We start from the raw sequence: 12,702 nt of genomic DNA on the forward strand, positions 1-12,702 counted from the left end.
GCATTTGTAGCGCTGAGAACACCTCCGCTACCAGGTAAGCTACTAAATATAGCTTAGGCATGATGATAATTAGGAAAATATTTGGTTCTATATTACTTATTTTAAAAAAATATTCTGATACCACTTGATTAGCAAGAGCTGCATCCAACCTTTTTTTTACCAACATTTTAAATAAGCCTTGTGTTGTTTTAGGCCCCTTTTTTATTTTATAGTTGTTTGCTTTTAACCACTTACTCATATTTGATCCATGTGTTGCTCCAACATTAGCTTTACCTTTAAAATTAGATAGATGTGGCTTTAGTTGATTACCTTTCAATATATACCAGGCCCACTTTTGTTAAGCAATTGACGTTGATTTTATTGCAAATTGGTCTCGACTTTTACTCTGTGAAGCTGAGTAAAAACCATGATAGAATCCTTCTTGTACCATAGTTTGTGCTCTTTCCCATGGGAGAATCGTAATACTAAAAGACTGGTTCATTTTTTTGAAGACACATCTTAACACGTCAGTTGCTAAACCGCTTACTATTCCTTGCTCTTTCATTTGATAAGGAGGCCAATGTTGAGTGGTAAGTTTTAGTTCTTCAGAAACGCATTGTTGAGCAAAGCAAAACCCTAGCACAAGCAGTGAAGATCGCATTTTATTAGAACCCCAACAAGTAATATTTTTACTATATGGCTGTGCCTACTTATAAAGATGCTATAACTTCATTGTAATTTATTAAATAAAATATTTGATAATTTTGTTGTTCTGTTTTACCACAGTTATTTCGCATACAAAAAGAATGAGAGAGTGCTCTTTTGTTACTTTTATGTTCATAACCTACACTACACTACATTTGTGTTCCCTTAGCATAGATGTAATACAGTAAATAACCTAGACAAGATACCTTCAATATCGCCTATTCAGTCACTCTAGTACTCTGTTCTTTGCAATGAATAGCGTTGAGGCCCATGGCACACGCTAGTATATCGAGCAATTCATGGTCATAACCGGCAATTTCAGGGGGCAATATTTTTTGGAACTGGCTGAGGTGGCTTGGTCTGAGAATAGAGTCTAGCGCAATATTGATCAGCATCTGTAAATGATCGCTGTTTAAGATAAGAAAGTCTTTAAATATAACTCTCACCATCGGCGGCAGTGAGTGATCTTGCTCCAGTATGGCACGGATTTTTTCTATTGTGATGGTTTTCTGTTGTCCTTGAATAGACACATGGGCTCTGACTATAGACATGACTAGCACCACGTGGAGTTATACTCCTATTAAGTAAGCATAGCGTAGCCAGGATGAGCAAAGCCCTTGATCAATCAATTATGATCGACTAAGGCACCTGCTTTTTATGCGGCTATTGTTGTTTGAGCGCTTTAATATGGTTCACCACAAACTCTGCTTCCGATTTTTTAAAACCTGTCAGGTGAGCTCTGCTGGTGAAGTTGAATTCAATTTTTTGTGGTTTGCCAATGGGTTGACCAGCTACTGTGATAATGAGTAGTTTACCCATTTGTTTGGATGTGAATTTGAAGATTTTCTGGCCAAAATCATAGGAAAATTGAATATGCACTGTATATAGTTCTTGCTGATCAGGAGAAGCAGCAGCATCAATAATGTCATTCTGGCTCGCAGTAATTATCTTGTTACCAGCTTGAAAGGTGACGTCAGCCCCTAGACTAATCGAAAGTCCGAAACAGAGGGGGAATAACATTCGGCTGAGCAACATACTGACTCTTGTTAACAAGTGCTATCTAGAATCTATATAGCTAACCTGGCGTAAAAAGTCTGTAATCCCTAGCCAGTAAAATGATGATGAGATAGAGAATAATGTTATCAATTAAGGGTAGGGACCTATCGTTAGTTGAGCCAAAAGGTACCGCATTCATGCGGAAGGGGTGCTTGCCTATAGTTTGCGTAAGGCCTGTTACAGTTGAACCTGCTGTTTTTCCATTAAATTAACGGCGTAGAGTTGGCTGTTGTTTATCTCAGTTACCATTTGAAATCACAGAAGCTTTTCATGATCCTTGTCGTATCGAATTTCTTTGAATCTTATTTTTTTCTGTCTTTCACTAGTTTTTTGTTGGGCCTCCCCTCTAGATATCAACTTCCCGAGCTTTGGTAGACTCATGAGTTGTGTCCCTTCAGTCAGAAAAAAATAAAGGAGACGTTTTAAATGGGTGCTACCCATTCTTAGACTACTCTATTCTTTAGGTAATAACTTCGAATTTGACTATGATCAGTCCGAAAAACATCCGTAAGTTATGGGTTGTAGTGTTCTTTTGTATTCAGTGTGTTCTCTGTAGGTCGATTTTTGCTGAAAAATGGACTGTGGTGACTCATCCAAACTACCCGCCTTACAATTACAAGGATAAATCTGGCCAGCCCGCGGGATTGGACACGGAGCTGGTCAGGGCTGTATTGGATCATCTGAAAATCGACTATAAAATTGTTTTTGTACCCTGGAGCAGGGTCGTTCACATGACAGAACAAAACGAACTGGATCTGGCCTATCAATTCAAATCGAAGCCTGAGCGCCGAGAAAAATATTTGCTTGTCGGGCCATTACGCAGTGGTAAGACAGTTTTTGCTGTGAAAAAGGCTTCGAAAATTAAAGATTATAATGGATTAGCAGGCTTACAAGCGTACTCCGTGGGTATGAATCTGGGGTACTCCTACGGAACAGCGTTTGATGACGCCCGCCAAATTAAAAAAACAGCGGTAAAAACCAACGAACAGCTGATTGAGATGTTGGTGCTTGGGCGCGTGGAAATCATCATTGGTGATTTACATACATTAACCTTTGCCGCTAAACAGATGGGTAAATACAACGATATTCGCTTCTTGCCTTCAATTTACCAAGAGTTTGATCGTTATGTCGCCGTACCCAAAAACAGAGCCGCCAATGCAGGATGGTTTGATCATGGTCTCAATACCTTAAGAGAAACTGGCGAGTACGATAAAATCATGGATAAGTGGCGATAAGAGTATAGGAAAAATAAAAAGTGTTTTTGGGTTGGCTTTAATCTGTCGAAAATTATCCAAATGGACTTGGGCTAATTGAACTAATAATTTTTCTAAGAGCTGCATACGGCATTTCCTTCAGTGTCAGCGGTTTCAGAGTCGGGTTGTTGGGCTAAAAATCGACTGGCCGCCCATTGGGCACAGGCCGTCACCCACACCACATTCCATTCCGTTTCCGTAAAGCAGTGCTCCCACCAGTCGGGATCCAGCTCAGGCAGAATGCTGTCCTGGAGAGTGGGGTGCAGGTCAGCGAGGTCTGGTTGGTAGTGGGAGTCCCGTAGTTCGTCCAGCAAGGTATAAATGCCTTCAATGGTCGCTTCGTCATAATCAATGTCTTGAAGCCAGGTGGGTAATTTCGCTTCATCTTCAGTTAAATGGAGCTGCTTAACGGCATCCCATAAAACTTCCATGGCACCAGCGATTTCATTGGTGGTGGCTTGATGCCAATGCTCTGGATCTATTAAAGCCGCTGGCTTCTTTTCTGGGGCAATCGTTTCAAACCAAAGGTGTTTATAGATAAGCGGGTATAAATAACTCGCTAATTGATAGCTACTGACTTCCTTTTGTTGGCGATAGACGTCATCCAATTTTTTAAAGCCATAATCGGTGCAACCATAGCCGGCTAAAAAATCTAACCCACGACCAACGTTATACAACACATGGCCGATATCTCCAGAAATCGTAATACAGGTGGGGGCTAAAATAATGTCGAAGCCGTATGCCCAGGTACCCGGTTGCTTGCAGCGATAAAGTTTAATCTGATCGGTATTAACTAATTCTGTTATTTCATGATTAGCCAGCTGGCGTTGTATTTGTTCATGAATGGCATTCAACCGCTGTTGGGGTGTTTCAAAATTCATCTGGGTGCCTTGTTTTGTTGTTATTAGTGATTGCGATGACTCGGTGGGGTCTCCTAATGCAGCTCAGGCACCATACTGCTACTGGTGCCAAAGGGTACCGCATGAATGCGTAATGGCTGATCCCCTAAAATTTGCTCCAGTGCCCGATGCAGCTCCAGTTGCTGCTGATCATTCAGGCTGACGGCATAAAGTTGGCCGTTATCCATTTCAGCAGCAAGCCGAAAGCAGACCAGTTTTTCTTCGTTATTATCAGACATCACTTGTTTCCTAATGGGGCGTGTTATTTTTTGGATGGCTTGTCAGTTGGCCTGACAGGTTGACTGTTTTTGGCTTCCAATACCGCCAGCCGAGCGGTTGTCGCAGACTCTAATCGAGTACAGGCTTCGTATTTTGAGAGCAGGTCTTCATAGCGACGCTGATGGGTGAGAATATCGGTTTCCAAGCGATTAATTTGCTTATCCTGTTCTTGTACCTTAGCTTCCGTTTTGGCGGCCTCTTCATAGCGGCTGAGTAAATTGTCATAACGGGATTGCAAGGTAGTTAAAGCCTGCTTGTCCTCAGCCAATTCCGCATCCAGTCGATCAATGGCTTTGCTTTGTTCGTTGGCGACGGCTTCAGCAGTCGCGGCGGCTTTTTCGGCAGAGGTCAGGGCGGCTTTCATTTGGTCGACTTCCTGACGCAATTCTTCACTGCGCTGCTCAGCTTTGTCAGTGGCTTTGTCAGCCCGCTCTACCTGCATTTGGGCTTTGGCTGATTCGGTGCGGGCAATTTCCTGGACCCGCAGGGCTTCATCCAGCTTATTGTTAAGCGCCTTGTTCTGCACGGTGAGGTCATCGGCTTGGCGTTGACTGGCGGCTAGCTGTTTTTCCAGTTCCAAGATTTTGGCTTCGGACTGCGCTAACAGGGTGTTTTTTTCTTGCTCCAGCACTTTCATTTGGTCTTCAACGGAGGCCAAGGCTTTGAGGGATTCTTGCAGTTGTTCATTCGAATCGGCCAGGGCGGCCTCCTGTTTTTCAGTGGCATTGTCCACCGCTTCCAGCATAGCTTTTTTAATAACGCCCACCACGGATTGTGGCAGTTCGACATCGGTATTGAAGGCTGCATGCTGGCGTTCTTTCCAGGTTTTGATATGGCGTAACAAGGTGGAGGGATTGCCAGTACCCAGTTCATCGCGGACTTTACGCCAGGTGGGGCTGATATCATCGCGGGCAAATTGCTCGCAAACCCGTTCAACCTCGTCGTAACTCACCCCTTCTCTTGCCATAGTTGCCTCTGAATCGTATCGTTCCGTATCATTATATTCGTATCGTACCATACCGTATCATAATAACAAGAGAAATGGCATGAAAAATCGCTAATTTGTTGAAAAAACAGGCAAAAAAGAGGGGTGGGAAGAGCAGCTATCAGGGGGTAGATAAAACTAGCCGATAACTGCGCTTATCGGCAATAATTAGAGAAAAATGTAATAAACAGCAGATTTTGATAATTAAAAATACCAAAATCAGTATCATAATACTGTCGTATATAAAAATATCCGATTCTTGGTATTATCGGCTACTTCTGAAAAGGCTGTAGGTGAGGGCGGTTGGGGAGAAGGTATAGGGCAGCTCAGAGGAACTTGTGGTTGTGTTTTATACACATCAGAAGATGTGCGATATAATTAAGTCCAATGAAGCACAATGCATTCATTAATTGTTAGATCAAGGATAAACTAGCATGAACTCGACTTTGGAATATGCTACAACACCGCTAGCATTAGCTTCATTAGCTGCAATTTTAATTGTCGGTCTACTTAAATTATTAGTCAAAGGAAAAAATAATGCTCTAAATAGACTAATTACACACTATGGATTCGGTTTACTGATTTTTTTTGGACTTACTGGTAACTTAATTTTTTTTTATGAATCATATCAGTCTTCAGAAACTCTGATAATTGGTTCAGTAGTTGATGAGAATGGTAGATATTTACCTAGAGTAATGATTGATACGGGGGGCCATGCCAGAGGAATGACCAGTGATACAGGAGAATTTATACTGGCAATCCCAAAGTCAAGAGTTCAAGATAAATATTCGGTCAGCGCATCTTTGCTGGGATATAAAAGTAACGTTAAAGTAGTCTCTAATAAATCTCGAATATTTTTACGTTTTCAGTTAAAAAAATCTGAGTTTATTCCTGATGACAGTATATCTATGGGTGATAATCAAATCCTCATTGGGCATTTTATTGGCCTTCCTGATATAGGAATACAAATCCAGTTCATCAACCAAACAACTAAGCAAATCCAGTTTAAAAACCTAAGTGTGGAAGTATTATCACCCAGTGGAAAGGTGAGGCGCCTCATTCAAGTATCTTCTGGTATAGACATGAATGGACCAAGTATGGCAATAATGCCAAATATATTTATTGATCCTTACAAGTCAGCTAAGTTTTATTTCAGGTTTATTCAATATGATGCGTATATTCAACAGTTAGTTTCAAGTATTCAACCATCTCTAATAGCAAACCCTAATTTTCAAGCTCATGGCCCGAGTGTTGGAACACCCTATCTCACTCAAGAAAAGGCAGATAAAATTACTCAATCAATGGAACAGGCTTGGTTTTGGGAGCCAGGAGAGTCAACTGTTAGGTTTTCAGCTAGTGTAGAAGGAAACTTTGTTAAGATTGAAAGACAAGTAAAATTAGAGCTTGATCAAATCAATAGTATGAAAAAGATATCAGATTATTATGAAAATGGTTTTGGGATCATGCCTCAAATGAGTCTTATGCCTGTGGGTGATGCTAAACCTGGTTATCAGGTCTCTTCTCGAGAGAAAATCTAGTTGGACCAACTGATTAGTAATCTATATACAAACAAAATGTCAGTCGTAGTGGGACCCCCACTAGGTGGTGCATTTCAGATGACGGAGGGCGTTATCGGCTGGCTTTGAAAGGGCTACAGATAGCGTGGATTGGGGATGGAGCACTGAGAAGTTATTTAGGCAAACAATTTCTAAATATGAAACATTATGAACACAAATAATTAATATTTACACGATGTGTGGGTATTTTCATTCTATCTAAGCTTATAGTGTGAATTTTTCTGTTAACCACAAAATCTAAAGTTATAGATAGGAATAAATATATGAAAAAGTGGAATACAGATACAGCTTTATTAAAATTTAAAAAAATTAATAGCCAAGAATACGATAAATATCTTTCTGAATCTGATACAAGATCAAAATTAATTGATTATATTTTAATAGAGTGCCTAGGATGGGATGAGACAAACATTATAAGAGAAGAAAGGTGTATAGATTCGGGCTTATACCTTGATTATAAATTAAGCACCAATATGCCAATTATAATAATTGAAGCTAAAAAAAACTCAGCATGCTTTAACCTTCCTGATTCATCTAATCAGAGAGAATATAAAGTAGGTGGAGTACTATCCAAGTGTAAATTTCTTATCAGAGCAATGGAGCAGGCTAGAAATTATTCAATTTCTAAAGGTATCTTATTTACTGTTGTAACAAATGGCAATGAATACGTTTTTTTTAGATCACATAATCAACAGGGCATTGAATGGGTTGATCACAATGTAGTTATATTTAGAAGCCATGAAGATATAGAAGAAAATTTTGATTTGTTTTGCAAACTACTTTCTAAAACATCTGCTGAAAATGGGACAATTCAAAAAACTTTAGGAATTTCTGGTAGTTCATCTGATGAAGATTTAACATATAAAATACTAGATACAAAATACCTAAATAGACCTAGAAGAAAAGACAGAAACTCACTTTTTCCAGTTATTGGAGACATAATTCACCGAGTATTTCAGGATTTAGCTTCACAAGAGGCTACACCTGATATTCTTGAACACTGTTATGTCGATTCACCTAAAAAACCAGATAAAAAATCTCCATATACTGACATAAAAACTAACGAGTTATCAGTTAATAAAAATAATGCTGGTGAATTTCAACAAAGAATATTATCAACCCTTAAAACTGGGAAAACTAATCATAAAGAGGTAATTTTATTAATCGGTAGTGTAGGCGTTGGTAAAAGTACTTTCATTCAACGATTCAGAAAAGTTCTAGCAAAAAAAGAAATAGATAATGATGGAATATGGATATATTTTAACTTTAAAAACTATAGTGATACCGGAATAACTTTAGATTCATTTATATCAAGTCAAATTGAAAAGATTTTAATAAATGAATACTCTTATCTAGGTTTAGACGAATGGAAGTTTTTAAAGCAAGTTTATCATAATGAATATGAAAAGCTTAAAAGAGGGCCTTTAGCTCCTCTACATGATATAAATCCACAAAAATTTGAGCTTAGTTTTGGTGAAAAAGTTGATGAATGGAGTAGCGAAAAAAGAGAAGAGCACTTCACTAAAATTTTATCTACTGCGTCTAAAAGGTTGAAAAAAACAATATTTCTCGTGTTTGATAATGCAGATCAACTAAATACAGAAACACAAAATAGTATTTTTCTAGCTGCACAAAAATTAACTGAAGAAATTAACTGTTATGCCCTACTTGCAATGCGCGAAGAAAGTTATTGGAAAAATAGAGATTGTGGTCCACTCAATGCTTTCCATACAACTGCTTATAATGTTCAACCTGCTTCTTTACACCAAGTTTTATCCAAAAGATTTAATTATACTAAATCATTAATTAGAACTAATGAATATGAATTAAACTCAAAAATCAATATTACCAAAGAAGAACTTGAAAAAGTATTCAGTAGAATTATTAAAACGCTTTTAGGATCAGATCAAACATATATTAATTTTATAGAGTCAACAGCAGCTAGAGACATGCGGAGAGCATTAGATACAGTAGCTTATTTTATGATATCTGGACATACTAATATTGATGCAATATTAAGGGATGAGAGAAAGGAACAACCAGATGGTTTTATAATACCATTCCATGAATTTCTGAACTCTATTATTCTTCGTGATAATGAAGTATATTCTGAATCAGACTGTGATACACTCAACCTCTTTAATACAATGGGTAATTCAGATATCTCTAATTGCAATATAGTAGCAGTTTTGGGAAATATACTTTACTCAAAGAATAGTAAATCAGATATTGGTATTGGTTATGTACTCATTGAGGATATTATCCGTGATTGTCATTCAGTTGGTATATTACCAGACACAACAACATCTATTCTTGTTAACTTAAACTCTCGGCGTTTAATAGAGACTGAAACTACAATCAAAAACGAAATTAAGTCTAGTAGTTATGTACGAGCTACAATATCAGGAAATTACTACATTGAAAAATTATCAAAAATGATTGGTTATTTATCATTAATTGTTTATCAAACACCTATATGTAGAGCAAAAACATTTAAAAAACTAAATAGATTAAAAACTGAAATTGATTCATTTTGCTTAAACGACTATGGTTCAAGATTGAATCGAGTTATAAAAAAAATGGAAATGACAGAAGTTTTTATCGATTATTTGTATTCAGAATTTCAAAGGAGTTCATTTATTAATGAAACGAACAAGTTTTCTAAGGAATCTATTAATTTAGTCAAGGATATGAAAAGCCAGTTTATAATAGAAAGAGAGAATATTATTAAACGAGCTAAAAATTTATTTTGTAATAATTATTCAAAATAGTCACTTAGTAAACGGATAACTATTGGGCTTGAAAACTGGTTAACTTTTGTATAAAAGTTAACCAGTTTGGTTCTTATAAATCAATCACTTAAGGGATTGCTACACATGCAACTTTAGAGGCTATGACCATGTAATAACTATCTTAGTTAACAGCTAATTCGGAAAAAATTAATCCCAAAATAATAGGCACTATAAAAATCCAGCCACTTTTCTTTTTACTTTCAAGTACGTCCGACTCAAAGTCAATAACGCCAAAGACAGAAAAAATAATCCATATTACGCTCGTTGCTGTTACCCAAGTTAAATATAACGGCATAAATTCAGGAGTATACCATTTATTGGTAAAAAAGTTTGGTGTGTAATTTTCGAAAAAATACCCTAAAAAATATAAGGCATAAAATACTAGAGAAGCTAAAGCAGCATACTTAACTCTGCTCAATACAGTTGATTTACACTCTGCATTTCTTCTCATATTGACACCACTAGGAAGAGTACAATAGCGTTTCATATTAACTATTCAATATTTTCTGTATACTACCTATACAAAACAATGTGACAAAGTTATCGATAATATACCTAATTTATCATGTTACACGGTAACATGATTTCAATAGTACCCATAAACCAAGGGCATGCGGCTCTGTAACAATCTGCTAAATCTCATACAAATACAGCTCATGTATCTCCTTCTCTTCAATGCCCAGGTAGTCTAGCGTCTGCTTCTGGGTCGCATGTCCGAAGGCTTCCATAAGTACAGGCACCGGGGCGTTGTTGCCCTTGCGCTGCCAGTAGCCCCACGTCTTGCGTAGGCTGTGACTGCCATAGTTGCCCTTCAAGCCCACGTTCTTACACCATTGCTTAACCAGGCGGTTGACGTAGGGTACAGTGATAGGGCCGCGCTGACCTTGGAATAGTAGCTCTTCTGGCTTGTAGTCACGGCTAGCGAGTAGTTGTTGTATTGCATCGGTGGCAGCTTGATTAAGCAAAACCTTTCGATATTTATTATTTTTTTTCTGCTTCACATCTAAATAGGAACCGTGCTCGATCATGTGCACCTGTTCGGCACGAATTGATAATAATTCATTGGCACGAAATGCCGTATTAATTCCAAGAATAAAAATACAATTCTCTCGTGGTATATCTTCTAATAATTTTTTAATTCGAGTAATGGCGCGTTTGTCGCGGATGGGTTCGACTTTGATTTGAGAGCCGGATTTAGGGTGGTTAGGGTTTCGCATGTTTAGAGGTGCTTAACAGGATCACGACGCTTATGTAAGACTCTGACAACAGTAATACCGTGGGGTTGAGCCAGGTAGTACAGTATGTGGCTTTCATAGGAGAAGCTAAGCAGCCCTTCTGCTAGGTTGTCTCGCTTCATGCCAAGCACCGGGCTATCTGCCAAAGTTTGGCAAAGCTCTGTTAAGCCATCCAAGTACTTTATAACCTGCAAGCTACCCCATTGCTGGTGGGTATAATCGGTAATTTCTTCTAAGTCTTGCTCTGCTTTTTCAGAAAAATAAAAATCAGCCACTAAATAACCCGTTTTTTCAGTCGATCAATTACGCTGTTGCCTTCAGTAGTTTTTCCGGCTTCAATATCGTCTAAGCCTTCTTTTATAGCTGCTTTTAATCGCTCTTCTTTTAGTTTTTCTAATGCTTCATATTCAGCAGCAGAAACTACAACAGCAACGGGTTTTCCATTTTTATTAATTCCAATGGGTTCATGTTGAGCTTTTATTAATAACTCGCCAAACTCGCGTTTAGCATCACTGGCGTTGAGTGTTTCCATCATACCACCTCACTGTTGTTCAAAATGATCATTTTGATTAATTTGAGCACTTTTAAGGCGCCTTGTCCAGTCTAACGAGAACTTGCCAAGTTTTCATCATATATAACAAATAGTTAGAGAGCTTTTCGTTTTGGGGTAGGGTCCAAATTGGCTGTAGGATATGTTTTGTATGGCCTGTAGCAATTTTACAACTCGTTAACTTTTATCTAATAGTTAACGAGTTTTGAGGAGACTAAGATTTAGTCATGAAAAGTATGTGTTACATGTAATATACAACTACTAGTTTATAAATAATTCACTTTTATCAAATAAAAATCATCTACTATGTAGTGTGGTTTAATCTTGTTTTTCAGAAATTTTATTTAAAATACATATAGAAATTAACAGAAAAATAAAAAAACAAGTACGAAATAAAAAAATATAGGATCATAAATTATGATGGTAAATAATTATTTATTTAAACAATTCTTTTATTTTTTTATACTGATTTACTCTGCTTGCTCTTTTTCTAACGGTCCAGCTGAGCCAATTCTGGACAAATATCGACAAGATGCAAACAAGGCGGAGACTACTTATGATTATTGTGATGAAATACAGCACACTTGTGAAATAGATATTAGAAATAATTTTAATACTAGTGGTGTTAATAAGGAACATAGGCATTATGGGGAGAAAATGTGCCGTAACATTGGTGATGACTGCCGCAATAAAAATCCGAAAGGGAAAGTTATTTCAAAGAAAGAGAAAAAGAAAATAGCTAACAGTAAAAATCATAAAGAATTAGAGCCGAGAAAATACGGAACAAAAACATGTAAAAGAATGAAGTCTAACTGGGCTAATCACGCAAAAGCTTGGTGTTCAGATAGTGGTGGTGTGAATTGGAGTAGGACTAATAATGAGTGTAAAAAAGTAGGTAGTAGCCCAGAGTTTACAGAAGTTATAGGAAAAATTACCTGCAATAGTTAAAGGGGGTTTGAGTGATTGGACAGGTCTACTCACCCATACCCCCTAAAGAATTGACCTCCAAGCCCTGTGTTGCTTTACTCTTCGCTCTTGCGCAAGAGATATATGGATACCTGTTACCGTGTAAGTGTGCCTGCGGCACACTTACACGGTAACAAAATAATAAAGCCTATAAATAAAGGGCTGTAGGGCAATCTGGATGATTCACAATGAAAAGTTTAGTCTTCTGATACAGGAAGTCTGAAGCCCATAGTCTCGGTGTGGGACTCTTCCCATTTAATACCTGATCAGCAAATAACAAAATGCAGGAGAGTCCATTGTACAGATTCCCCTCTAGATAGTTTACTGCTGCTTAACTTTATGACGACGGGATACAACGCCCATTAACCCAAGTCCTATTAAAAGCAATGTACCTGGGTTTGGCACATTGACAGGACCACCAGGACC

16 protein-coding genes are annotated in these 12,702 nt (G+C 37.8%); 4 read left to right on the plus strand and 12 right to left on the minus strand.

The genetic code is table 11. The features are described 5' to 3' along the window. The 4 genes from ORQ98_RS27470 to ORQ98_RS27485 form a co-directional block, all read right to left on the minus strand. A partial coding sequence (locus ORQ98_RS27470; RefSeq protein ID WP_274692029.1) for a type 2 periplasmic-binding domain-containing protein occupies positions 1–316 on the minus strand: 316 nt, incomplete at its 3' end. A gap of 21 nt (positions 317–337) precedes the next feature. Next, positions 338–640, minus strand: a complete 303-nt coding sequence (locus ORQ98_RS27475) for a type 2 periplasmic-binding domain-containing protein (protein WP_274692030.1) — start codon at positions 638–640, stop codon at positions 338–340. Between the two features lie 262 nt (positions 641–902). After that, positions 903–1,235: a hypothetical protein gene (locus ORQ98_RS27480; RefSeq protein ID WP_274692031.1), complete on the minus strand. Its 333-nt coding sequence runs from the start codon at positions 1,233–1,235 to the stop codon at positions 903–905. Positions 1,236–1,347: 112 nt separating this feature from the next. Then, positions 1,348–1,719: a hypothetical protein gene (locus ORQ98_RS27485; protein ID WP_274692032.1), complete on the minus strand. Its 372-nt coding sequence runs from the start codon at positions 1,717–1,719 to the stop codon at positions 1,348–1,350. A gap of 506 nt (positions 1,720–2,225) precedes the next feature. Between ORQ98_RS27485 and ORQ98_RS27490 the strand changes: the two genes are divergently transcribed. Further along, positions 2,226–2,975 carry a substrate-binding periplasmic protein gene (locus tag ORQ98_RS27490; protein ID WP_274692043.1) on the plus strand — a complete coding sequence of 250 codons (750 nt, stop codon included), beginning with the start codon at positions 2,226–2,228 and terminating at the stop codon, positions 2,973–2,975. A 92-nt stretch (positions 2,976–3,067) separates the two neighbouring features. Here the strand turns inward: ORQ98_RS27490 and ORQ98_RS27495 are convergent, their stop codons facing one another. Genes ORQ98_RS27495 through ORQ98_RS27505 form a run of 3 tightly spaced genes read right to left on the minus strand, consistent with a single transcriptional unit; the run spans position 3,068 to position 5,123 of the window. Next, entirely contained in the window at positions 3,068–3,874 is an 807-nt protein-coding gene (locus tag ORQ98_RS27495; protein ID WP_274692033.1) for a hypothetical protein, read from the minus strand. A 53-nt stretch (positions 3,875–3,927) separates the two neighbouring features. Further along, positions 3,928–4,131, minus strand: coding sequence for a hypothetical protein (locus tag ORQ98_RS27500; protein WP_274692034.1), 204 nt, complete (start codon positions 4,129–4,131; stop codon positions 3,928–3,930). 23 nt (positions 4,132–4,154) lie between these two features. Next, a complete protein-coding gene (locus ORQ98_RS27505) occupies positions 4,155–5,123 on the minus strand; it encodes a DNA-binding protein (protein WP_274692035.1) in 969 nt (322 codons plus the stop codon). 467 nt (positions 5,124–5,590) lie between these two features. Here ORQ98_RS27505 and ORQ98_RS27510 point away from each other — a divergent pair, with 467 nt between their 5' ends. Beyond that, complete coding sequence (locus ORQ98_RS27510) at positions 5,591–6,694, plus strand: carboxypeptidase-like regulatory domain-containing protein (protein ID WP_274692036.1); 1,104 nt, start codon at positions 5,591–5,593, stop codon at positions 6,692–6,694. 302 nt (positions 6,695–6,996) lie between these two features. Then, the gene (locus ORQ98_RS27515) at positions 6,997–9,504 is read left to right on the plus strand and encodes an ATP-binding protein (protein WP_274692037.1); all 2,508 of its coding nucleotides are present in this window, start codon (positions 6,997–6,999) and stop codon (positions 9,502–9,504) included. A gap of 142 nt (positions 9,505–9,646) precedes the next feature. Here ORQ98_RS27515 and ORQ98_RS27520 read toward each other — a convergent pair whose 3' ends face one another. From ORQ98_RS27520 to ORQ98_RS27535, 4 genes are all read right to left on the minus strand, one after another. Beyond that, positions 9,647–9,976 (minus strand): hypothetical protein, encoded by a 330-nt coding sequence (locus ORQ98_RS27520; protein ID WP_274692038.1) that lies wholly within the window; start codon positions 9,974–9,976, stop codon positions 9,647–9,649. A gap of 181 nt (positions 9,977–10,157) precedes the next feature. Then, a complete protein-coding gene (locus tag ORQ98_RS27525; protein ID WP_274692039.1) occupies positions 10,158–10,742 on the minus strand; it encodes a tyrosine-type recombinase/integrase in 585 nt (194 codons plus the stop codon). A gap of 2 nt (positions 10,743–10,744) precedes the next feature. Next, positions 10,745–11,035 (minus strand): type II toxin-antitoxin system RelE/ParE family toxin, encoded by a 291-nt coding sequence (locus ORQ98_RS27530; protein ID WP_274692040.1) that lies wholly within the window; start codon positions 11,033–11,035, stop codon positions 10,745–10,747. After that, complete coding sequence (locus tag ORQ98_RS27535) at positions 11,035–11,295, minus strand: type II toxin-antitoxin system Phd/YefM family antitoxin (protein WP_274692041.1); 261 nt, start codon at positions 11,293–11,295, stop codon at positions 11,035–11,037. Before ORQ98_RS27535 ends, ORQ98_RS27530 begins: the two co-directional genes overlap by 1 nt. Positions 11,296–11,727: 432 nt before the next feature. On the opposite strand from ORQ98_RS27535, the gene ORQ98_RS27540 reads away from it, so the two are divergent. Continuing rightward, entirely contained in the window at positions 11,728–12,258 is a 531-nt protein-coding gene (locus ORQ98_RS27540) for a hypothetical protein (RefSeq protein WP_274692042.1), read from the plus strand. A 339-nt stretch (positions 12,259–12,597) separates the two neighbouring features. Here the strand turns inward: ORQ98_RS27540 and ORQ98_RS29735 are convergent, their stop codons facing one another. Then, positions 12,598–12,681 (minus strand): PEP-CTERM sorting domain-containing protein, encoded by an 84-nt coding sequence (locus ORQ98_RS29735; RefSeq protein WP_425347724.1) that lies wholly within the window; start codon positions 12,679–12,681, stop codon positions 12,598–12,600. Between the last annotated feature and the right edge of the window lie 21 nt (positions 12,682–12,702).

The organism is Spartinivicinus poritis (assembly GCF_028858535.1).
Taxonomy (GTDB): domain Bacteria; phylum Pseudomonadota; class Gammaproteobacteria; order Pseudomonadales; family Zooshikellaceae; genus Spartinivicinus; species Spartinivicinus poritis.

Bases quoted from the DNA above. Each gene is read 5' to 3' on its own strand.
- ORQ98_RS27475 (WP_274692030.1), bottom strand. From the start codon at position 640: ATGCGATCTTCACTGCTTGTGCTAGGGTTTTGCTTTGCTCAACAATGC.
- ORQ98_RS27480 (WP_274692031.1), bottom strand. From the start codon at position 1,235: ATGTCTATAGTCAGAGCCCATGTGTCTATTCAAGGACAACAGAAAACC.
- ORQ98_RS27485 (WP_274692032.1), bottom strand. From the start codon at position 1,719: ATGTTGCTCAGCCGAATGTTATTCCCCCTCTGTTTCGGACTTTCGATT.
- ORQ98_RS27490 (WP_274692043.1), top strand. From the start codon at position 2,226: ATGATCAGTCCGAAAAACATCCGTAAGTTATGGGTTGTAGTGTTCTTT.
- ORQ98_RS27495 (WP_274692033.1), bottom strand. From the start codon at position 3,874: ATGAATTTTGAAACACCCCAACAGCGGTTGAATGCCATTCATGAACAA.
- ORQ98_RS27500 (WP_274692034.1), bottom strand. From the start codon at position 4,131: ATGTCTGATAATAACGAAGAAAAACTGGTCTGCTTTCGGCTTGCTGCT.
- ORQ98_RS27510 (WP_274692036.1), top strand. From the start codon at position 5,591: ATGAACTCGACTTTGGAATATGCTACAACACCGCTAGCATTAGCTTCA.
- ORQ98_RS27515 (WP_274692037.1), top strand. From the start codon at position 6,997: ATGAAAAAGTGGAATACAGATACAGCTTTATTAAAATTTAAAAAAATT.
- ORQ98_RS27520 (WP_274692038.1), bottom strand. From the start codon at position 9,976: ATGAGAAGAAATGCAGAGTGTAAATCAACTGTATTGAGCAGAGTTAAG.
- ORQ98_RS27525 (WP_274692039.1), bottom strand. From the start codon at position 10,742: ATGCGAAACCCTAACCACCCTAAATCCGGCTCTCAAATCAAAGTCGAA.
- ORQ98_RS27535 (WP_274692041.1), bottom strand. From the start codon at position 11,295: ATGATGGAAACACTCAACGCCAGTGATGCTAAACGCGAGTTTGGCGAG.
- ORQ98_RS27540 (WP_274692042.1), top strand. From the start codon at position 11,728: ATGATGGTAAATAATTATTTATTTAAACAATTCTTTTATTTTTTTATA.